The following is a 21715-nucleotide window of genomic DNA, read 5'->3' as shown; positions in this document are numbered from 1 at the left end:
CAATCGAGGGCGATCGGCCTGCTCCGCCAGGCCATGAAGCGGGATCAAATGCCCCATGCCTACCTTTTCACAGGCATCCGGGGCGTCGGGAAGACCTCGACCGCACGCGCCATGGCGATGCATCTGAACTGCACCGCACCGATCGAGGAAAAGGGCTGCGGACGATGCGCCCCCTGCAGACAGATCCTTGGCGGCAACCACCCCGATCTGCTTTTCATCCAGCCCGAAGGTGCGAACATCAAGATCGATCAGGTCCGCGGCCTGAATCGCAAACTCGCTTTTGCACCGGTTTCGGCTCCCTACCGCATCAGCGTCGTCCGGCGGGCTCAGGCCATGACGGAGGAGGCCGCCAACGCCTTCCTGAAGACGCTGGAGGAGCCGCCTCCCGGAAATATCCTGATCCTCCAGGCCGTGGAACCGGGAGACCTTCTCCCAACCATCGTTTCGCGCTGCCAGCGGATCGCTTTCCAGCCCCTCGATAGCCGGGAAATCGCTGCATGGCTGACGCAGCACCACCAGACCGACCCAGAAGCCGCAGGGGTCGCGGCCGCGATCTGCGGCGGAAGCCTTGGGATGGCGCTGAAAATGGTCACGGGACCCTTCCTCGAAAAGCGGCGGAACTGGCTGCTCCAATTGATAGACATGCTGTCGAAGCCTGTGGATGCCGTTTTCACACTTGCAGCGGAATGTGCCGCCGAGGACGCGAAGGTCCGCCTCGAAAATTCCGGTGACAATCTGCCGGGGCTGCAGGATCTTCTCTCTGTATGGGAAAGCTGGTACCGTGATCTCCTGCTTGCTCGAACGGGTGCTCCCGAATCCCTCCTGATCAATCGCGATTTCTCTCGGCAGTTGAAAAAGATCGCCGAACGGTTTAAAATAGTTGATTTGATAGACGGCATTTTTCGCCTGGACCGGGCGCGCCGCGATATTTTGAAGAATCGCAATACAGGCCTCGTGTTGACCCATCTGATCTTCGGGCTAAGAAGGATCTCCGCGGCGCCGTAAAACCAGTACCGGTGCACCGGACCTTTCTGATCTATAAACGCCGATATCCGAGCCAGAGTGCTCCCTGCGCGCGTTTTAAGGCAAACGGGCCAAACGGCAGGCAGCAGGCCTTTTCGGCTGCGTGCGATCCAGGCGCCGGCGCAAAAGCGTCTTATTGGAGGCGCGGCCCCGAGCCGGGCACTGAAAATCGTAGCCAAGGCCGGGTCGAAAGAAGGCCTCTTGCATTTTCGAGGGGGTCTATCTGCGCGCAGCGAGCGTACTTCCGCGCCTTCCGGGTAAAGATATCGCTGAAACAGCAGGAAATGGCATGAGCAAAATCGTCGGCATCCAATTCAAACCCGATGGGAAGATATATAATTTCGAATCGGGGCACTTTGTACTGAACAAGGGCGACAAGGTCATGTTGGTGACCGAAGAAGGCCCCGCCGTTGGGTGTGTCTGCACAGAACCGCGGAACCGCCCGCCACAGGTCCCTCAAAGACCGCTGCAAAAGGTCTTTCGGCTCGCTACGGAGGAGGAGATAAGCCGTTTCGAGGAAAACGCGCGCCTCGAGCAGGAGGTCTACGAAGCCTGTCTTGAACGGGTAGAAGCGAGGGAGCTTCCCATGAGCCTCGTCGGCGTGGAGCGCCGGTTCGATGGCAGCAAATTCGTCGTCTTTTTCACGGCCGACGGGCGGGTGGACTTTCGTGCCCTGGTCAAGGACCTCGTCAAGAGGTTCCGCACACGGATCGAGATGCGCCAAATCGGTGTGCGGCATCAGGCAAAGATGGTCGGCGGCCTCGGGACCTGTGGACGTCCGCTTTGCTGCGCCAGCTTCCTCAGCAACTTCGAACCCGTGACCATCAAGATGGCCAAAGAACAGAATCTTTCCCTCAATCCGACCAAGATATCCGGCATGTGCGGAAGGTTGATGTGCTGTTTGTCCTACGAGCACGGCTTCTATGAGAAGATGAAGAAGAACCTGCCGAAGATCGGCAAGAAGGTCTCCACAGAACAGGGCGAAGGGCGTGTCGTCCGCCAGAACGTGCTGATGGAGACCCTTACCGTCGCCCTGGAATCGGGGGAAGAAATTGAAGTGGGCATAGGCGATTTGACAAAAGACGGCCTCTTCATAAAGAAGAAGAAACCACCAAAGGAGTAACCAGGATAATCTTGCCGACCTTCTACATCACCACACCTATATACTATGTCAACGCGGAGCCGCATCTCGGACACGCCTATTCGACGATCGTGGCGGACGTCCTCAACCGCTTTCATCTGCTGCGGGGGGAGAACACCTTTTTCCTGACCGGGACCGACGAGCACGGCGACAAAATCGTCAAGGCCGCCGATGCCGCCGGCGAGTCTCCGGCCGCCTACGTCGACCGCATCAGCGGGATGTTCCGTCAGCTCTGGCCCAAGCTGAACATCTCCCATTCGCATTTTATCCGGACCACCGATCCCACGCACAAGGCCGTTGTCCAGGATATCCTTACACGCGTCAAGGAACAGGGGGATATTTATTTCAGCGAATACGAAGGCCTTTATTGCTATGGCTGCGAGCGGTTCTACACCGAGCGGGAGTTGGTGGACGGAAAATGCCCCGACCATCGGACGCCGCCCGAGGTGATCCGGGAGGCCAATTACTTTTTCAGGATGAGCCGCTACCAGGACTGGCTACGCGATCACATCGAACGAAATCCGGATTTTATCCGCCCTGAACGCTACCGGAACGAGGTCCTTTCCTTTCTGAAGGAGCCGCTGGAAGACCTCTGCATCTCCCGCCCCAAATCGCGCCTCGAATGGGGGATCCCCCTGCCTTTCGACGACAACTTCGTCACCTATGTGTGGTTCGACGCCCTGATCAATTACATCTCCGCCCTCGAATATCCAGAAGGCCAAAACTTCAAGACATTCTGGCCTGCCGCGCAGCATGTCATCGCCAAGGACATCCTCAAACCGCACGGCATCTACTGGCCCTGTATGCTGAAATCGGCCGGGATCGAACCCTACCGGCATCTGAACGTCCATGGATACTGGATCATCGACAAGGGCAAGATGTCGAAAAGCCTCGGGAACGTAGTGAAACCCCTCGACATGGTGGACCGTTACGGCCTTGACGCCTTTCGCTATTTTCTGATGCGCGAGATGGTGTTCGGCCTGGATTCCGATTTCAGCGAAGAGGGGTTCATCACCCGGGTCAATGCAGACCTCGCCAATGACCTCGGCAATCTGGTGAGCCGCAGCGCGACCATGGTCAACAAATTCTTCAGCGGGCAGTACCCTGACATCCAGGGGCCGACGCAGCCGATCGATGACACGCTGAAGGCCCATGCCCTCGCACTCGTGGGCCGCTTTACGGCGTTCATGCTCGAACCGGCCTTTCACAAGGCCCTGATGGCGGTCTGGGAAATCATCAACCATGTCAACAAATACATCGACGAAACCGCGCCCTGGGTCCTCGCCAAATCCGACCGCGAGCGCCTGGGCACCGTCATTGCTCATATCCTTGAAACCCTGCGGATCGTCTCGGGCCTGATCTGGCCGTTTATGCCGCAGTCCGCCGAAAAGATCCAGATGCAGCTCGGGCTGCCCCGCTCAGGCCGCGATCTGATGCTCTCCGAACTCGAAGACTGGGGGAAAAAAGACGTTTTCACGGCCATTCGGACCGCCCCGGCGCTTTTTCCCCGGATCGAGGGGCGGAAGGAAACGGCGGCAGTTCCCTCCAAACCGCCCAAGGCGGAGAAGAAACTCGACAAACCACTGATATCTTACGAAGACTTCGAAAAGGTGGACCTCAGGGTGGGAACGATCCTCGCAGCCGAGGCCATCCCCAAATCGAAGAAATTGATCAAGCTCAGGGTGGATGCCGGGGGAGAACGCACCGTCGTCGCCGGCATCAAGGAGCATTACAAACCCGAGGACTTGCCCGGAAAACAGGTCCTCCTGGTTGTCAATCTGGCGCCGGTCACCTTGATGGGGGTGGAATCACAGGGGATGATCCTGGCCGCATCCGATGGGAAGGGCATGCATCTTCTGACACCTGAACAGCCCAAGGAACCCGGTACACGCGTCAAATGATGAAGATAGCCACCTTCAACACCAATTCTGTACGGGTCCGTCTGCCTTCGCTTATCCAGTGGATGAAAGATCAGCAGCCGGACGTGCTATGTCTGCAGGAAATCAAGGTCCAGGACAAGGACTTTCCTGCCGCGGCGTTCGAGGAAATGGGATACCGTTCGGCTTACAAGGGTCAGAAGTCGTACAACGGCGTGGCGATCCTGAGCAAAATCTTCGGCGAAGGCATTCGTACAGCCCTCTATGACCACGGCGATAAGGAGGCCCGCTTCATCGGGGGCCGGTACGGAAACTTTCACCTCCTGAATGTATACGTCCCGCAGGGTTTCTCGACGGACAGCGACAAATTCGCATACAAACTCCAATGGCTCGAGGATCTGCTGACCTATATCCGGCAGCACTTTACGCCTGGAGACCCCCTGCTGGTCGTAGGAGACTTCAACGTCGCTCTGGATGCCCGTGATGTCCACGACCCGGAGCATCTGGCCGGTCAGGTCGGCTTCCACCCGGAAGAACAGACGCGTCTGCGCGCCCTGCTCGATTGGGGGCTGACCGACCTCTTCCGCCGGTTTCACGACGGTGGAGGGCTTTATACTTTCTGGGATTACCGCGTCCCAAACGGTTTCAAGCGCAACATCGGATGGCGCATCGACTACATCCTGACCACTCAATCCATGGCAGACCGGGCTACAGGCGCCTGGATCGACCGGGAGGCGCGGGCCGCCCAAAAACCCTCGGACCATACCTTCCTTGTCGCCGAGTTCGAAGGCTGAGCTGGTCTGGGTGCATACACCGCCGACAGACTCCGCTCCGGGCGGCGTCGGATCTCTCCTCTCATTGGAATGGTTTAGCGCGGTCGGTTGAAGACGGTAAATCAATCCAGCGACATCAACCGCTTAAGAGAGTGCACAAGCGTATCGCCGATCAACCCCTGCTGCACGTCTGCAGATGGCAAACAACCCATAACAGTCTGAAGCAACCATGACCTCTTTCGCTATCACCATTCCCAATCTCAACCAAAGCCATTTCCTGGCAACCGCGCTCGAAAGCCTTCGGCGTCAGACGGTACCCTTCGAAGTCGCCTTGATGGATGGGGGATCGACAGACGGCTTTCCCGAGGTGGCCAGCCGTTACACCGATATAATCACCTACTCGCGATCGGGAAAAGACGGCGGCCAATCCGCCGCCATCAAAGAGGGGTTCGAAAAAGGATGCGGAGATATCGTCGCCTGGCTGAACGCGGATGATTACTATTTTCCCGATGCCTTGAAAAAGGTGGCTGATTGCTTCGATAGCCACCTCGATGTAGACGTTATCTACGGCGATGCGGTATTTGTGACTCCGGAGGGATTTTTTTTGTCATATTATCCTTCCGTAAAACATTGCCGTGATATTTCCGAGATATATAAGGCCTGCATCATCTGCCAACCGGCATGCTTTGTCAGGCGTAGGGCCTATGATGAAGTTGGAACGATCAATACATCCTTGGTGTACACCATGGATTGGGACCTGTGGTGCCGGCTCGCAAAAAAGGGGGCAAAATTCCTGTATCTCCCTGAAGTATTGGCCGCTGTGCGTTATTATGAGGGAACCAAGACGTTGAGCTGCAGTTTAAGACGCTATTGGGAAATATATCGTATAGAATTACTCTATAATCATTTTATCCCCTTTATCACTATCGAATTCATGGATTACGATGTGATGGTTTTAAATAAACAAACAAAATCGACAAAAGCTTTCAGGCATTTTTACAATAAGGTTTACACACCTTTTAAATCTACATATCATAAGGTATTTCAGCGTCAAGATGTCTCTTACGAAGGTCTTTTGTACGGATTTCACCGGTGGGACCCCATTGTTGAAGGAACCTGCAAGATTCATCTTCCCTGGTATGAAAAACAATTTTGGCGCAATCTCAAATTAAAAGCAGAACCATTGGATCGAAATTACGAAATCACCATCGACGGCAAGAAGCTCCAGCCTTCATCTCTGGCTGGAGGCATCCTTATTCAGCCTATACCCCCATCGAATGGACATGCCCACGAGATCGGAATTACAAGAAAGGGAGAGGAGTCATGGCGATTTTGCTCATTGACCAGCGATCTCATTGAACCTGTCCAGGATCCTAAATGATTACAGTGCGCCTTTTTGTGAAACCCCTTCATAAAAAACATCTCAAGAAGAAAAACACCTGCATCTCCGCTTGCAATCATGACCACTCTTAGACCATTGCTGGAAAAACGCATCATCAGGCGCTTCAGGCGAAGTCGGCCGTTTTCCCACTTCAAAAGACTTCTCAACCGGCATGTGGTCGCTCCATTGCTGAAAGGCATCCTCCGTCCTTCAGGCAGAGAGGAACATCGATCTTTCCCCGCTTTACGTCTGTTCTGGGACATCCCGACCCCCCCTCTCCTGAGCGTGTTGATGCCCGTCTATAGACCCGATATCGCGCTCCTCGAAAAGGCCGTTTCATCTGTTCAAAAACAATACTACCCGAATTGGGAACTTTGCCTCGTCGATGATGGATCCAATGATGAACATGTCAGCGGTATGCTCCGAAAATGGAAAGGGGATATACGCATCAAGGTTCTTCATTCAAAAATCAACGAGGGAATCTCCGCCGCGGTCAACAAAGCCGCAGCGTTGGCCAACGGTTCATACCTCGGAGTCCTGGACCAGGATGATGAACTGCATCCAGGCGCTTTATTGGAATATGCACGCGTCATCGCCCGCGATCCCAAAGTGGATATCATCTACTGCGATGAAAATAAAATCGACGAAAAGGGCCATTTCTGTTCGCCTTGGTATAAACCCGACTGGAATCCCGATCTGGCGCTCTCTTTCAACTATGTCATGCATTTCGTGCTCTACCGATCCAGTCTTTTCCACGACCTCGGAGGCGCACGAACCCGTTTCGACGGATCGCAAGACTACGATCTGCTTCTGCGCGCCGTCGAAAAAACCCAGAGCATCCACCACATCCCCAAGATACTCTACCACTGGAGGATCAGCGAGGGGTCGATAGCCGGCGGACCGGAGGCGAAACCCCATGTATTCGTGAATGGTTTGGCCGCGCTGGATGACGCTTTGCGCCGCAGGGGAATCCAGGGCTCAGCCGAACACGCTCCCGATGCATGGAAAGGCGTTTACCGCGTTCGCAGAAAAATCAACCGTTCCTGTACAACCAGCATCCTCGTTCTGCTGACCGGCAATCCTGCTGAGCCAACCCCCCTTTTCCGGAACATCGCCGCCCTCATCCCGAGCGCGGGAAGAGAAATCATCTGCATGGACCCATCCGCCCCCGACCCTGACAAGACAAGCGTACCTCCTGATCTCCCTTTCACCTATGTCGCCTCTCCGCAAAACACAGCGGATCGCTCTCCGGCCTGTTTCAACGCCATGGCCCGAAAGGCCCGGGGGGATTTCCTGCTTTTTCTCGATGACACTATGGAAATCCTTTCTTCCGAGACACTGCCCGCGCTGCTCGAACAAGGTCAGCGTCCCGAGATCGGTGCCGTCGGGGGCAAAGTCTTTTACCCATCCGGGCTCGTCGAGCATACAGGCATCATCATGGGTCCCTTCGGCCTTCTGGGCTATGCCAATCGTGCCACACCGGATGATGTCGGGTATATCGGCATCAAACGCATGATCGCGAACTACAGTGCCGTCATGGGACTCGGCATGCTGACCCCCCGACTGCTTTTCCTCCAGCATGGCGGCTTCAATGAACAATATCACCGGCATTGTTGGGATGCCGATTATTGCCTTCGGCTTCGCGAGCGGGGTCTTCTGGTCACATCTACCCCTTACGCAACGTTCAGGCACCATATCGCCGCCCGCTCGACGCCCCTCGTGATATCCGCCCAAGATAAAGCGGTTTTTAAAAGAAGATGGCCATATGTGATTGACAATGACCCTTATTTCAACAAGAATCTGGCGCGGTCACGAGAAGACTTCTGTCCTGGATAATATGAATTATTCTAGATTGTATCCATCCGGAAGTGATTTCCCGGTACAACGCAGTTTCCAATCCGGAAATGAAAATTTTTTGCCAATATCAAGGAAATCCAGCGTTTGCGCGGAGGCGACCTGTAGGTCGCCGCACAAGCAAATGCGCAGATTGACACCGAGATTGGCAAAAAAGACCATTTCCGGATGGAAACAAGATATATGTTTTATGTGAACTTCAATCGAAACATTATTCTGTAAACTCAAGAGATTTTTTCATGGAAGAAAAAAAACGGAGCCCTTCCTGAAGCTTTATGGAACAAATAACAGATGGCGAAACTTCACCTATTGAGATAAGAATGAATGAAATATTGACCCATTGGCTCGAATCTTTTCAATGTCCGGACTGTGGCAGCCACCTCTATGCGGACAATAAAACATCGCTTTCTTGCAGGAATTGCGGGAGAATGTTCGATTCCAATCAAGGGATCTGGAATTTCCTCCCCACACATGTTTCCCACCAGCAGGAGAAAGAAAGAGAAAAGAACGGCTGGCTTCATAAAACCAGGGTAGCGGAGCATGCGGGATGGAACCATCCGGCTGAACACTATCTCGCATTGCCCGATCATCCACACCCTTATTATCAGGCAGCGTTGCGGTATCTGAGGATTGTGATCGCATGCGGCACACCCTGGCATGGACGGCGCACTCTCGAACTTGGCGCAGCCGAATGCTGGGGCACCCGCCATCTGGTAGAGGCGGGTGCTGTGGGTGTCGCACTGGATTATGATCCCCATCGTATGGTATACGGCCAGATATTGATGGACAGACTTCCCATTCAATTCCTTCGGATTCAAGCCGATGCCGAGAACCTGCCTTTTGCCGATGAATCATTTGACAGAGTGTTCTGCTGCTCTGTCCTGCACCATTTTTCCGACCTGGAACGCGCCGTCCAAGAGATTTCCCGTGTTCTTCGCCCCGGAGGAATCCTTTTCGGCATACACGAAGCCTACCACCCTCCTTACTATAGACGTCAGAAGATCATCCACATGAGCGAAGACACGGTGCCCAATCTTTTTGTCGGGATCAACGAACAGTCCTACACCGCAGCGCATTACCGCCGCCTTTTTCACCGTGCCGGCCTCAAAGCCGAGTTCATTCAACCAGGTTGGGACGTGCGCGAGGAGGACGGCGGCCTTCGAATCGAACCAGGCGTCAACGTCCACTCACGGCATTCTCCCCCATCGGCGCTATCTGCCCGTGAATGGCGCAGGGATCCGGTCGGGTTTTTCTCCAGGCTCATCCTCAAAACCAGGATATGGAAAATCTTCACATCTCGGTCGATATTCCCCCTCCTGCGTTTTCAGATCCTCAATTGGACCGTCAGAGAAAAAATCCTTGTCGTAAGGAAACCGATCTAGCAGGAGACCGTGGTGGTTCGACCATTCCACGACCTCCCCGCGATTTACATGACAGGAGCGGCATCTTTTGGCATCCAGGACACTTTACCAGCAGAGTGAAAAACCGGCGCCTTTCATCTCCATCATCATCGTCACATGGAACAAAAAGGAGGACGTTGTCAATCTCCTCGAAGCGCTTTCCAAACTCGATTACCCGGCGGATCGCCTCGAAACGGTCCTCGTCGACAACGCATCGACTGACGGAACCGTTGAACGGGTCCGCCTGACCTATCCAGACGTCCATATCCTGAAGCACGAAGAAAATCTCGGGGGATCGGGTGGATTCAACGCGGGTATGCGCTGGGTCCTGTCAAATAGACCGAGCGCCGATTACTTGTGGCTTTTGGACAATGATGTTCTCGTACCCCCTGAGTCTCTGGACATGCTTGTCCGTGTTCTTGAATCCCACCCAGACGCAGCTGTCTGCGGCTCCAAAATCCTCGACCAGCAGAATCCCGAAGATCTGATCGAGATCGGGGCTTATATCGATTACCGGCGCGGCGACATCCTTCAAAACAGGGGAACCCCTCAGCAGCAGAGGGGGACAAACAGCATCGAAGAGGTCGACTATGTCGCCGCCTGCTCGCTGCTCGTCAGGACCTCCGCCGTAAAAAACGTCGGGCTGTGGCACGAGGATTTTTTTATTTATTGGGATGATATGGAATGGGGTGTACGCTTCAAGACCTTCGGATACAAGGTCCTGGCCACCCACGATTCCGTCGTTTTTCATCCCAGCTGGGCAGGCAGGACGTCCGACAAGTCCGTCATCTGGAGGAACTACTACCGCGCCCGCAACGGTCTGTGCTTTTTCAACCATTACTGCAACGGTCTGAAAAGAAGGCTTATCCTGGGACGAATGATCCTGCGCTTCCATCTGATCGGTGCAAACAACTGTCTTCGGTCTGAAACCGCCGTGTCCGAGGCGTTCTCGGAAGCGATCGACGATTTTTTCAGGGGGCGCTATGGCAGGAAGGGCATCGCTTTACCGGAATCCGATCTCGCAAGATTTATAAAAGTCCGGAAGCCTGAGGACATTTTTGTTTTTTTACCTCAAGAAACCATGATCGAAAGCGCCGAGCCGCTTTTTGCTCAGCTCCTCGTTCAGGGAAACGTGTTTCGCTTGCACCTTATCGTACCCGAAGCCCCGTGGAAAGACCGGCCGTCTTTTCTCCATAGAAGCCATCTTTTGACGTTCAGGCCCACCGCATCCGGCAGCGTCGCCACGATCGACAAGATGCGGCTTCTGTCCTCGATCCGGCGAATGAGCAGGGCAAGGCCACTGCTGATCACTCCGGCCGTCACGCCCAGATTCCTTGCGCTGACCAATCTCCCTATCGCGAAAGTGAATTATGAAAAAGGCGAAACGATCACGATCCAGCGACTGAACGTACCGCTACTGCTTCACAGCTCGTTCAAAACGCTTTGGGATGTCTGCCGAGCGCTGCTCACCCCACCGGCGAGGATCTGGCGCATGCCCGAGACCACCGACCTCGATCCCTCGTGACATGGACTGCATCTCTATGTTATGTAGTTTCCATCCGGAAATGATTCATCCAGCACAACCCAATTTCCTGAGCCTTTAACGCTAAGACGTAGCGGATCTGCTTATGCGCATCATCATCCTCGGCGGAGGCCCCTGCGGCCTGGGTGCAGCCTGGCGCTTACAAGAACTCGGACACATGGATTGGGCCCTCTACGAACAGGGTCGGGACTGGGGCGGCCTGGCGGGCTCCGAGCAGGACAGTGAGGGGTTCTGGTGGGACTACGGCGGCCACGTCCTCTTCGCCCATTACCGATACTTCGAGCGTCTGATGGCGAAACTTCTCGACGAATCCGACGGCTGGGTTTCCCACCGCCGCGAGTCCTGGATCTGGATCCGGAACCGCTTCGTCGCCTATCCCCTGCAGCGCAATATCCGCCAACTGCCCAGAGAGGCTCTCTGGCAGTGCCTGCAGGGCCTGTTGGAGATCCACAACACCCCTCTTGCAGCCCCGCCCCGCCATTTCGATGAATGGATCGAGGCGAACTTCGGCCGCGGCCTGGCGGACTGCTTCATGCGACCTTACAACCTCAAGGTCTGGGCCCATCCTCTCGAAGAGATGGACTGGAACTGGATCGGCGAGCGCGTCGCCCCGACTGACCTGGCCAGTGTCCTTCAGAGCCTGGTGTTTGAAAAGGAAGAGCGCACATGGGGACCGAACGCCCAATTCCGTTTCCCGCGCATCGGAGGAACCGGATCCATATGGCGGGCCTTGGCTGCAAGCCTCCCTGAAAATCAGTGTTTTCTCGGAAAAAGGGCCGTCACAGTCGATCCCGCCAAAAAAACCCTTCGATTCGAAGACGGATCTACCGACGGGTATGACCGGCTCATCAGTTCCATACCGCTGGACCAACTGCTCGCCTTGATCGAAGGGGATTCCAGCCTGCCGCGCCGAACCGGCTTGACACACACCGCCACGCATGTCGTGGGACTCGCTCTGAACGGAAATCCGCCTGAGGAGCTTGCGGACAAGTGCTGGATGTACTTTCCCGAAAGTGATTGCCCTTTTTATCGCGTTACGGTTTTCAGCAATTACTCCCGAAACAACGTACCGGATGCCGACCGCTTCTGGTCCCTGCTTCTCGAGATCAGCGAGGACACGAAAACGGCGGTTACAGATCACCAACCGGAAAAGGTGATCGATTCAGCCATCCAGGGAACACTCAACACGCACCTGATCGCCGACCGGTCATCCATCCACCACGCCTGGCACCGCCGTCTCCCCTATGGCTACCCTGTCCCCACTGTCGGGCGAGACGCGGAGCTCTTCCCCCTTCTCCGGAAGCTCGAGAACCAGGGGATTCTGTCACGCGGGCGATTCGGGGCGTGGAGGTATGAGGTGGGAAATATGGATCACAGTCTGATGCAGGGCGTCGAATGCGTCAACAGCCTCCTGGACATGGGCGAGGAATTGAGCCTATGGTACCCGGAGATTGTCAACGCCCCCCACCCATCAGGCGCTAAACGCTGAAGGGAAGAACGGCCTTGGGCACGCGCTTTTTTGGTTCTTGACATGATCGACGTGGTTATCGTCACCTATAACCGGAAACCGGTCCTTTTCAGGAATCTCGATCGACTGAGGTCCTCTCCCCTGATTCGAAAAGTGATCGTGGTGGACAATGCCTCCACGGATGATACTCTTGAAGAGGGCAGGGTCCGCTACCCTGACATCCAATGGATCGCCTCGACCACCAACGAAGGCTGCATCGCCTGGAACCGGGGCATGGCAGCCGCCAGGACCCCATGGGCATTGATCCTCGACGATGACTGCTTCATTCACGACGACGCCCTCGGACAAGCCTATGCGTTTGCGGCACACACGCCGTCGATCGGACTGACCGCATTCAACGTCATCAGTGAGAAAACGGGTACATCCGAATGGGGTGCAATCATTGACGGCATCCGCACGGTCACGGATTGGCCCAACGCGATCGGCGCCTGCATGCTCATCAACACACAGGCATTCCGTAACGTTGGTGGATACAAAGATTTTTTCCTCTGTTTCAACGACCTGGAACTGGCTCTCAACCTGTGGCGAAACGGGTACCGTGTCGTTTTCCATCCCGGCTGGACCGCCTGTCATCTCGGGCCCCGGCCGGCCCCTTCAAAAAGGCGTTTCGCATACGAAATCCGCAATCTTCTTTGGACAGCATGGGGACACTTGGACATGCCCTTCTGCTTTGCCCTCACTCTCAAATTCGTTTCGGTGGCCATCGTCGACCTTTCAGGTCGTCATCTCTCCGAGCAAATCCTGGGGCCTGCCTGGACGGGGATCCGAAAAGGGTGGCTGATGCGCGACAATTCAAAGCCTAAACTTCCACCTCCTATCCGCAGGCTTCTTTTCAAAAACCTGTTCCTGAGCGGCCGCACCAAGTCTCTAAGAAATCATCTGATCACAACCATTTACGGACGACCTGTCAAAGATCGCGACTGACCCCTTCTTAGATCGCGTTTACTCCTGAAAACCCTATTTCGTAGGCCTGCCTTCTGCAAATCGTCTTGTTTTCAAATCGAAAGGGCGGACCAATCCCGGGGATAGCACGCATCCCGAAAGATTTCATCCAGCATGACCCCGTTTTCCATTCGTGTCCATCCGGAAATGATTTCCCGGTACAACCCAGTTTCCAATCCGGAAATGAGGATTTTTTCTTCACACGCTTCGCGTGCTCAGTCCCACCGCTTCGCGGCGGGTCCCGGTTTGCCAATATCAAGGAAATCAAGCGTTTGCGTTTTGGCAGCTTGCTTTCCAGTCGCCCAAGCAACAAAAACCCAGAGGGACACGGAGATCAGCTGGACCCGAATTTTCCCCGTCAGCGTTTACGTCGTCTTTGCAGCCGGACAAAGATGAGCGACAGGGCAGCGTTCATGGGCAGGATTGCGGGCCTTACAGATTTCCCGCCCGTGGTAGATGAGGATGTCGGAGAAGCGCCGCCAGCGTTCGCGCGGCAGGAGGCCGCCAAGATCGGCTTCTATTTTGTTGGGATCCGTGTTGGTTGTGAGGCCCAACCGCTGCGCCAGGCGTTTCACATGGGTGTCGACCACGACGCCCGGGACATCGAAAGCGGCCCCCAAAACGCAGTTGGCGGTCTTCCGGCCCACACCGGGCAGTTTCAGAAGCTCCTCCATCGTACCGGGCACCTGCCCGTCGAACCGTTCCACCAACCCCTTGCAGGCGCCTTTGACAGACTTGGCCTTGTTGCGGAAAAAGCCGGTCGGGCGGATGTCTTCCTCCAGTTCCTCGATGGGAACCTTCACGTAATCCTCGGCGGAGCGATATTTCCGGAAAAGCTTATCGGTCACCTGGTTCACCTGCTTGTCCGTGCATTGAGCCGACAGGATCGTAGCGATCAGCAGTTCGAGCGGGTTTTCGAATTTGAGGGCCGTCTTCTCCTGGGTGTAAAGCGGATCGAGGATCTCGAAGATCCGCGCTGCGCGCTCACGCTTTTCCTCACGGTTTTCTACTTTCTTTGGCTTGGCCACGGTCGATGTCCTTTCGATAGGGGATTGCTTCGATCGCTTGACGATCTTCTCTTCGACCATTCATGCCGCCAATCATAACCTTGTGTCCATCCGGAAATGATTTCGCGGTAGAACTCAGTTTCCAATCCGGAAATGAGGATTTTTGGCCAATATCAAGGAAATCAAGCGTTTGCGCGGAGGCGACCTGTGGGTCGCCGCACAAGCAAACGTGCAGATTGACGCCGAGATTGGCCAAAAAGACCATTTCCGGATGGAAACTACCTTACTGTGCCCGAATGCAGCAGCAAAAACATCAGCCCCATGGTTCAAAGAATGCGGGGTCTTTCAGATCATCTCCTTGCCATGCCCGATTTCCTCTCTATCCTCGAAAACAGGGACCGGCCTTCGGAGCGCGAAAGCAAACCCCCATGATCAGCGAAGACGCCGCGGTCCGCAGCGCACCGGTGGGGCTGAGCATCCGAAGGGTGTGAAGAAACCGGGACCCGCCCCGACAGGGCGGGACTGAATCCTTTGAACGGAGCCCCCGGCTTCGAGCGAGTATAAGGAGAGCATACAACGCCTGTCAAGCCACCGGAGAAATCCTCAGGACCGCGTCAAGGGCACCTGCAAGGCCGGCAAAGAAACGTTGACACCGGGGTATATCGTCTTATGATGATGTGAATGTCGAAGACGCTGAGGATTTCCGGGAGGCCGGGACTCCATCCCTGGTGGAGGATCTCTTTTCCAATGTCGTCTTTCGCACCGAGAGGACTCCGCAACTGTCAAGACGTGTCATTCACGGGAAAGGACATGCCGCATGGAACGCGAGGACCAGTTGACCCCGGAACAGGGGCGTTATCTGATCGACGTCGCTCGCAGAACGATCGAAAGGGCCCTGCACACAGCCCCGGCAGAGTCCGGCGCAAGCGCAGACCGGCTGAATACCGATGTCTTTCAGGAGCGCCGCGGGACATTCGTCACCCTTACCAGGAACGGGCAATTGAGGGGCTGCATCGGACATATCACCGCCCAAGCGCCGCTGATCGAGAGCGTCCGTGAAAACGCCCTCAGCGCCGCCTTCCGGGACCCCCGCTTCCGCCCTTTGTCGGCCGATGAACTCGACCGGATCGCGATCGAGGTCAGCGTCCTGACCGAACCCCAACCCTTGACCTACACCAGCGCCGCCGACCTCCTCGCCAAACTGAGGCCCGGGGTGGACGGGGTCATCCTCAAAAAGGGATACCACCAGGCGACCTTTCTCCCGCAGGTCTGGGAGCAATTGCCCCGGAAAGAGGAATTCCTGGCCCACCTGTGTATGAAGGCCGGACTGGACCCGGAGGCCTGGCGCAAAGGGGGTCTGGAGGTCCTGATCTACCAGGTGCAGGCCTTCGAAGAAAGATCCTGATCCCGTACGCTTGTTGACATACAGCCCGATCGTTCCTAACTTTTAGAGCGAATTGAGCGTAAGACAATAACGCACCTCACCTCGAATCATTCCCAGGAGGAACCGGATCTATGCGTTTCGATAAGTTTACCCTAAAGGGACAGGAAGTCGTTCAGGTCGCACAGCAGCTCGCCGAGCGTTTCGGGCATCAGCAGATCGAACCGGAGCACCTTGCAAGGGCCATCCTCGAACAGAAGGAAGGCGTTGTTCCGCCGCTGCTGGCGAAGATCGGGGCGGATCAGAAGCAGCTCACCCAGACCTTCGAAGAGGCCCTGGACAAGATGCCGAAAGTCTCCGGCGGCGGCTATGGGCAGGCCTACATCTCGCCCAGGACCAAGGCCGTCCTTGACAAAGCCTTCCAGGAAGGCGAGCAGATGAAGGATGAATTCGTCAGCCTCGAGCACATTCTGCTTGCCATCGCCGACGAATCCCAGGGGGAGGCCGCCCGCATCCTCGCGCGGTCGGGCGTCACCCGCGACGCCATCCTGAAATCCCTCGTGGATATCCGGGGAGGGCAACGCATCACGGATCAGAACCCGGAAGACAAGTATCAGGCCCTCGACCGCTTCAGCCGGGACCTGACCGCCATCGCCGCCAAGGGGACCCTCGACCCGGTGATCGGCCGGGACGACGAGATCCGCCGCGTCGTTCAGGTCCTTTCCCGCCGCACCAAAAACAACCCTGTCCTGATCGGCGAACCGGGTGTCGGCAAGACCGCCATCGTCGAAGGTCTCGCCCAGCGGATCGTTCAGGGCGACGTCCCCGAGACCCTCAAGGACAAGCGCGTCGTGGCCCTAGACATGGGCGCCCTCATCGCCGGGGCCAAGTACCGCGGCGAGTTCGAGGACCGGTTGAAGGCCGTTTTGAAGGAGGTCACGGACAGTCAGGGTGAGATCATCCTCTTCATCGACGAGATGCACACCATGGTCGGAGCAGGCGCGGCGGAAGGCGCCGTCGACGCCTCCAACATGCTCAAGCCGGCGTTGGCCCGAGGCGAACTCCATTGCATCGGCGCCACCACCATCAAGGAATACCGCAAGTATATCGAGAAGGACGCCGCGCTCGAGCGGCGCTTCCAGCCCGTCATGGTGGAGGAGCCGAGCGTCGAGGACACCATCTCGATCCTCCGCGGTCTGAAGGAGAAATACGAGGTCCACCACGGCGTGCGGATCAAGGACTCGGCGCTCGTGGCCGCCGCCACCCTGAGCCATCGCTACATCACCGACCGCTTCCTGCCGGACAAGGCCATCGATCTCATCGACGAGGCCACATCGCGCCTGAGGATCGAGATCGACAGCATGCCGGCTGAAATCGATGACATTCAGCGAAAGATCACTCAGCTCGAGATCGAGCGGGAGGCCCTCAAAAAGGAAAAGGACACGGCCTCCAAGGACCGGCTCGAGAAGCTCGAAAAGGAATTGGCCGAGCTCAAGGCCGAGACGGAGGGCATGATCGCCCACTGGAAGCGGGAAAAAGAGGCGATCGCCAACATCCGCGCCATCAAGGAAAAGCTCGAGACCACGCGTTCGGAGGCGCAACTCGCCGAGCGGCAGGGCGATCTCACCAAGGCGGCGGAGCTCCGCTACGGCACGCTGATCGAACTCGAACGGCGACTTTCCGAGGAAAACCGCAAGCTGGAAGAGCTGCAAACCGGGCAGAAAATGCTCAAAGAGGAGGTCGACAGCGAAGACATCGCCGAGGTGGTGGCCAAGTGGACCGGCATCCCCGTGGCCAAGATGATGGAAGGGGAACGGGAAAAGCTCCTCAAGATGGAAGACCGCCTGGCCCAGCGAGTCGTCGGGCAACAGCAGGGGATCGTCGCCGTGTCCAACGCGGTGCGGCGGGCGCGTTCGGGGCTCCAGGACCCCAACCGTCCGGTCGGGTCGTTTGTCTTCATGGGCCCGACGGGCGTCGGCAAGACCGAGCTGGCCCGAGCGCTGGCCGAGTTTCTCTTCGACGACGAGCAGTACATGGTCCGGATCGACATGTCGGAGTACATGGAGAAGCACTCCGTCGCCCGCCTGATCGGGGCCCCTCCCGGCTACGTCGGCTACGAGGAAGGGGGCTACCTGACCGAGGCCATCCGCCGGCACCCGTACTCGGTCATCCTCTTCGACGAGATCGAAAAGGCCCATCCGGACGTTTTCAACGTGCTGCTGCAGATCTTAGACGACGGCAGGATGACAGACGGCAAGGGGCGCACCGTCGATTTCAAGAACACGGTTCTGATCATGACCAGCAACGTCGGCAGCCAGTGGATCCAGGAACTCGGCGGCAGGGACCCCGAAGAGGCCGAAAGGCGCGTCATGGAAGCGCTGCGGGCCACCTTCAAACCGGAGTTCCTGAACCGCATCGACGAGATCGTGATCTTCAACTCCCTCGGCACCGAGGAAATCAAGAAGATCGTCGAGATCCAGGTGAACCTCCTGGCCAAACGCCTGGCGGCAACCAAGATCACCCTCTCGTTGACCGATGCGGCCAAGGCCTTCATCGCCCGCTCCGGGTTCGACCCCGTGTACGGCGCGCGGCCGCTCAAGCGGACCATCCAGCGCCTCCTCCAGGATCCCCTGGCCGTGAAGATCCTGGAAGGATCGGTCAAGGAAGGAGACCAGGTCATCGTCGACCTGCAGGATGGCCAGATCGTCTTCCGGTAAACTTTCACCGCCCGGACATCCCTCCGCCGCAAGGAGGCGGGATGTCCAGGCCTCCTTTTGGATGAAACCATCCTTTCTGCCAAGGCTCATCAATCCGCCGCTGGAAGACCCGGGGCTCTTCGTTCCCTTCCGGTTCAAGCGAAGGGCGCTTCTTTTCGACCTCGGCGACCTCAGACGTCTCTCGCGCCGCGACCTCCTCAAGGTAAGCCATGTCTTCGTCAGTCATGCCCACGTCGACCACTTCGTCGGTTTCGACGCAATCCTGCGGGTCCTGCTCGGCCGCGAAAAGACGCTGCACCTCTACGGTCCGCCGGACTTCAGCCGCCGTGTATCCGGCAAGCTGGCCGGCTACCACTGGAACCTGATCCAGACCTACCCGCATGTCCTCGCCTTCGAGGTCCATGAGATTCACCCCGGCGAGACCCACACCATCGGGTTTTCGTCCCGGAACGCCTTCGACGCCTCCAGGCCGCCGCTCATCGAGGAGGCGGATGGAGCCACAATCCTCGTGGAACCCGACTTCGCGGTCTCCGCCTGCATTCTCGACCACAGAATCCCCTGCCTCGCCTTCGCGATGGAGGAGCGGATGAAGGTGCAGATCATCAAGGAAGGCGTCGAGGCGCTGGGGCTCCCGGTCGGCCCCTGGCTCACCCGGTTCAAGGCAAGGCTCCAGGAACATCCGGACCCGGGCGAGCCCTTCCGGGTGACGTGGAAAAATCAGGGTCAAGGATGGGAAGAAAGGGTCTTTCCGATTGGGATACTGGCGGAGCGGATCGCGCGGTCAGGGCCGGGAATGAAGATCGCCTACGTGACGGATGCCGTGGGCTCCGCGGAAAACGCCTCTCGCATCACCGCCCTTGCGGCCCATGCCGACATCCTCTTTATCGAGGGGGCCTTTCTGCATCGGGACATTGCCGTCGCCCGCAAGACCCGGCACCTCACCGCGCGGGAGGCCGGGGCGCTGGCAGGGGCCGCCCGCGCAAAGAGCTTCCAGCTTTTCCACTTCTCCCCCCGCTACACCGGACGCGAGGGGGAGCTGCTCGAAGAGGCCCAGGCGGCCTATCACGGCGCCCGGACCGGCTTCGTGGAGCAGGCCCCGGCCGCAGGAGGGCCACCCGGATCCCCCGTCATTCGATGAATTGCATGTCGTGGAGCTGGCTGAAACGGCCCTTCCGGGCCAACAGGTCCTCGCGAGTGCCGGATTCGATGATCCGCCCGCCCTCCATGACATAGATCCGGTCCGCCTTGCGGATGGTGCTCAAACGGTGGGCCACGACGAGGATCGTCCGAGTCCCGCGGAGGTGGTCGATCGCCTTCTGCACCATCCTTTCGCTCTCCGCATCCAGGGCCGAGGCCGCCTCGTCCAGGATCAGTATGGCCGGATCGACCAGGATCGCGCGGGCGATCGCGATCCGCTGCCGCTGACCGCCGGAAAGCAGCGTGCCCCGGTCGCCGATGACCGTCTCGTACCCTTTCGGCTGCGCCATGATGAAATCGTGGGCGTTGGCGGCCAAGGCCGCTGCAAACATGTCGGCCTCCGGTGCATCAGGCCGGCCGAAACGGATGTTGTTGGCGATGGTGTCGTGAAAGAGCAGCGTCTCCTGGTTGACGATCCCGATCTGTCGACGGAGCGATTCGAGGGTAACCTCGCGGATATCCCAGCCGTCGATGGTAATGCGCCCCCCGGAGACATCGTAGAAACGCGGCACCAGATCGAGGAGCGTGCTCTTGCCGGCGCCGGTCGATCCCACGAAGGCGACCATCTCCCCTGCCTCGGCTTCGAAGGTGAGGTCCTTCAGGATCATTTCCTGCGGGTCGTAGCCGAACCGGACATCTTCGAACCGGATGGATTCCCGGTGCCGGGGGAGTTCCCGCGCCCCGGGCCGGTCCTGGATCTCGGGAACGATCTCGAGGATGGTAAAGACGCGCGCGGTGGCCCCCTGCAGGGTCCGCAGGTTGTTGCTGACCAGGGCCAGGCGCTTCACAGGGCTGTAGACCCGCGAAAAAGCGTAAACCATGGACATCAGCTCGCCCAGCGAGTGGTGGAAATAAATCTTCCCGGCGATCAGGACCCCCGGCAGGATGAGGAAGACCACGGAATCCATCATGGGGCCGAGCCCGAGGTGCCAGCGGTTCCAGCGCATCACCTTGCGGTAGAGTTCTTCGGCATAGCGCCGGAACTTGCCGGCCTCATCCCCCCCCCGGAAAAAACCCTGAATCACCTTCATGCAGCCAAGGCTTTCCTGGTAGACGGCGGTCACCTCGGCGGTTGCATCCTGAACCCGGCCGGAGTGCTTCTTGACCTTGCGGCCGAACATCCGAACCAGGCCAACGATCACGGGCCCCACGAAGAAGACCAGGAGCGTCAGCTTGTAGTTCATGAAGAAAAGATAAACGAGAAAGACCAGGGCCGTGATGGGATGCTCGATCAGCCCGAGGAGGATGTCCGAGATCAGCTGCTGCATGACCGTGAGGTCGGCGGTCGATCGCGCGATCAGTTCACCGGACTTCCGCTTGTTGTAAAAGCTCAGGGGCAGACTGACGAACTTTTCGAAGAGATCGATCCTGAGGGAGCGCACAGCCCGGTTCGAAAAGGCGGCAGCGGCCAATCCGCTCAGGTAGGTGGTGATGGATTTGAAAAAGATGGCGGCGAAGGCGACCAGGGTCAATATCACCAGGAGATGATTGGGAGAGACGTTTTCGACAATGACCTTTTCCGTCTTGCGCCAATCCGTCCAGGACCCGCCTTCAAAGGTGATCCAGGGGATCTTCCAGGAAACCGGATCCACCCCGCTCTTCATCCCCTCGTCGACGAAGGGCTGCAGGAGATAGGCCGGCACGATCACAAACACAGCCGAGACCGCCGTCAACACCAAGGCGCAGGCAACAAGCCCCCTGTGCCGGCGCACGTACCCGGCAATCTCTTTCCCCAAAATAAAATTCAGCATGGTGTCTTTAAGTTATTCGTTCGGCCGGAGCTCTTCTCGGGTCCACGTCATGCCGATCTTTTTCAAACTCGGGGCACGACGAATTTCGCCATCAAGAGCCCGGGCCTCTCTGAAGCCCGTCACGCCTCCTGCTAAGAGGGCCTGAAACCCTGCATAGTGCCCGAGCTCAGCTCCCGACATCGATACAGAAACCAGCCAGG

18 protein-coding genes are annotated in these 21715 nt (G+C 57.4%); 13 read left to right on the top strand and 5 right to left on the bottom strand.

Annotated features, from left to right (window positions below; genetic code table 11):
* Positions 1-33 precede the first annotated feature (33 nt).
* The 6 genes from holB to ACZ500_RS22730 all read left to right on the top strand — a co-directional run bounded on the left by holB (position 34) and on the right by ACZ500_RS22730 (position 8031).
* The gene (holB, locus tag ACZ500_RS22755) at positions 34-1005 is read left to right on the top strand and encodes a DNA polymerase III subunit delta' (RefSeq protein WP_464229708.1); all 972 of its coding nucleotides are present in this window, start codon (positions 34-36) and stop codon (positions 1003-1005) included.
* Between the two features lie 307 nt (positions 1006-1312).
* The gene (locus ACZ500_RS22750; protein ID WP_464229707.1) at positions 1313-2146 is read left to right on the top strand and encodes a PSP1 domain-containing protein; all 834 of its coding nucleotides are present in this window, start codon (positions 1313-1315) and stop codon (positions 2144-2146) included.
* 11 nt (positions 2147-2157) lie between these two features.
* Positions 2158-4065 (top strand): methionine--tRNA ligase, encoded by a 1908-nt coding sequence (gene metG / locus ACZ500_RS22745; RefSeq protein WP_464229706.1) that lies wholly within the window; start codon positions 2158-2160, stop codon positions 4063-4065.
* Positions 4062-4835, top strand: a complete 774-nt coding sequence (gene xth / locus ACZ500_RS22740; protein ID WP_464229705.1) for an exodeoxyribonuclease III — start codon at positions 4062-4064, stop codon at positions 4833-4835. Before metG ends, xth begins: the two co-directional genes overlap by 4 nt.
* A gap of 208 nt (positions 4836-5043) precedes the next feature.
* The gene (locus tag ACZ500_RS22735) at positions 5044-6195 is read left to right on the top strand and encodes a glycosyltransferase family 2 protein (protein WP_464229704.1); all 1152 of its coding nucleotides are present in this window, start codon (positions 5044-5046) and stop codon (positions 6193-6195) included.
* 78 nt (positions 6196-6273) lie between these two features.
* Entirely contained in the window at positions 6274-8031 is a 1758-nt protein-coding gene (locus ACZ500_RS22730; RefSeq protein ID WP_464229703.1) for a glycosyltransferase, read from the top strand.
* Between the two features lie 6 nt (positions 8032-8037).
* Here ACZ500_RS22730 and ACZ500_RS22725 read toward each other — a convergent pair whose 3' ends face one another.
* Positions 8038-8211 (bottom strand): hypothetical protein, encoded by a 174-nt coding sequence (locus tag ACZ500_RS22725; RefSeq protein ID WP_464229702.1) that lies wholly within the window; start codon positions 8209-8211, stop codon positions 8038-8040.
* Between the two features lie 266 nt (positions 8212-8477).
* Between ACZ500_RS22725 and ACZ500_RS22720 the strand changes: the two genes are divergently transcribed.
* The 4 genes from ACZ500_RS22720 to ACZ500_RS22705 all read left to right on the top strand — a co-directional run bounded on the left by ACZ500_RS22720 (position 8478) and on the right by ACZ500_RS22705 (position 13444).
* Positions 8478-9431, top strand: a complete 954-nt coding sequence (locus tag ACZ500_RS22720) for a class I SAM-dependent methyltransferase (protein ID WP_464229701.1) — start codon at positions 8478-8480, stop codon at positions 9429-9431.
* 67 nt (positions 9432-9498) lie between these two features.
* Positions 9499-10974, top strand: coding sequence for a glycosyltransferase family 2 protein (locus ACZ500_RS22715; protein WP_464229700.1), 1476 nt, complete (start codon positions 9499-9501; stop codon positions 10972-10974).
* 103 nt (positions 10975-11077) lie between these two features.
* On the top strand, positions 11078-12481 hold the full coding sequence (locus ACZ500_RS22710; RefSeq protein WP_464229699.1) for a protoporphyrinogen/coproporphyrinogen oxidase: 1404 nt from the start codon (positions 11078-11080) through the stop codon (positions 12479-12481).
* A gap of 42 nt (positions 12482-12523) precedes the next feature.
* Complete coding sequence (locus ACZ500_RS22705) at positions 12524-13444, top strand: glycosyltransferase family 2 protein (RefSeq protein ID WP_464229698.1); 921 nt, start codon at positions 12524-12526, stop codon at positions 13442-13444.
* Between the two features lie 7 nt (positions 13445-13451).
* On the opposite strand, the gene ACZ500_RS22700 is transcribed toward ACZ500_RS22705, so the two are convergent.
* The 3 genes from ACZ500_RS22700 to ACZ500_RS22690 form a co-directional block, all read right to left on the bottom strand.
* Positions 13452-13721 (bottom strand): hypothetical protein, encoded by a 270-nt coding sequence (locus ACZ500_RS22700; RefSeq protein WP_464229697.1) that lies wholly within the window; start codon positions 13719-13721, stop codon positions 13452-13454.
* Between the two features lie 106 nt (positions 13722-13827).
* Complete coding sequence (gene nth, locus ACZ500_RS22695) at positions 13828-14490, bottom strand: endonuclease III (protein WP_464229696.1); 663 nt, start codon at positions 14488-14490, stop codon at positions 13828-13830.
* Positions 14459-14734, bottom strand: a complete 276-nt coding sequence (locus ACZ500_RS22690) for a hypothetical protein (protein WP_464229695.1) — start codon at positions 14732-14734, stop codon at positions 14459-14461. Before ACZ500_RS22690 ends, nth begins: the two co-directional genes overlap by 32 nt.
* A gap of 552 nt (positions 14735-15286) precedes the next feature.
* Here ACZ500_RS22690 and amrA point away from each other — a divergent pair.
* The 3 genes from amrA (at position 15287) to ACZ500_RS22675 (ending at position 19705) form a co-directional block, all read left to right on the top strand.
* Positions 15287-15874 carry an AmmeMemoRadiSam system protein A gene (gene amrA, locus ACZ500_RS22685; RefSeq protein WP_464229694.1) on the top strand — a complete coding sequence of 196 codons (588 nt, stop codon included), beginning with the start codon at positions 15287-15289 and terminating at the stop codon, positions 15872-15874.
* A 110-nt stretch (positions 15875-15984) separates the two neighbouring features.
* A complete protein-coding gene (clpB, locus tag ACZ500_RS22680; protein WP_464229693.1) occupies positions 15985-18567 on the top strand; it encodes an ATP-dependent chaperone ClpB in 2583 nt (860 codons plus the stop codon).
* Positions 18568-18628: 61 nt separating this feature from the next.
* On the top strand, positions 18629-19705 hold the full coding sequence (locus ACZ500_RS22675) for an MBL fold metallo-hydrolase (protein WP_464229692.1): 1077 nt from the start codon (positions 18629-18631) through the stop codon (positions 19703-19705).
* Here ACZ500_RS22675 and ACZ500_RS22670 read toward each other — a convergent pair.
* Positions 19695-21515 (bottom strand): ABC transporter ATP-binding protein, encoded by a 1821-nt coding sequence (locus ACZ500_RS22670; protein WP_464229691.1) that lies wholly within the window; start codon positions 21513-21515, stop codon positions 19695-19697. The genes ACZ500_RS22675 and ACZ500_RS22670 overlap by 11 nt on opposite strands.
* Positions 21516-21715 lie beyond the last annotated feature (200 nt).

The organism is Desulfatiglans parachlorophenolica (assembly GCF_055394735.1).
This window is presented reverse-complemented; position numbering and strand designations above follow the sequence as displayed.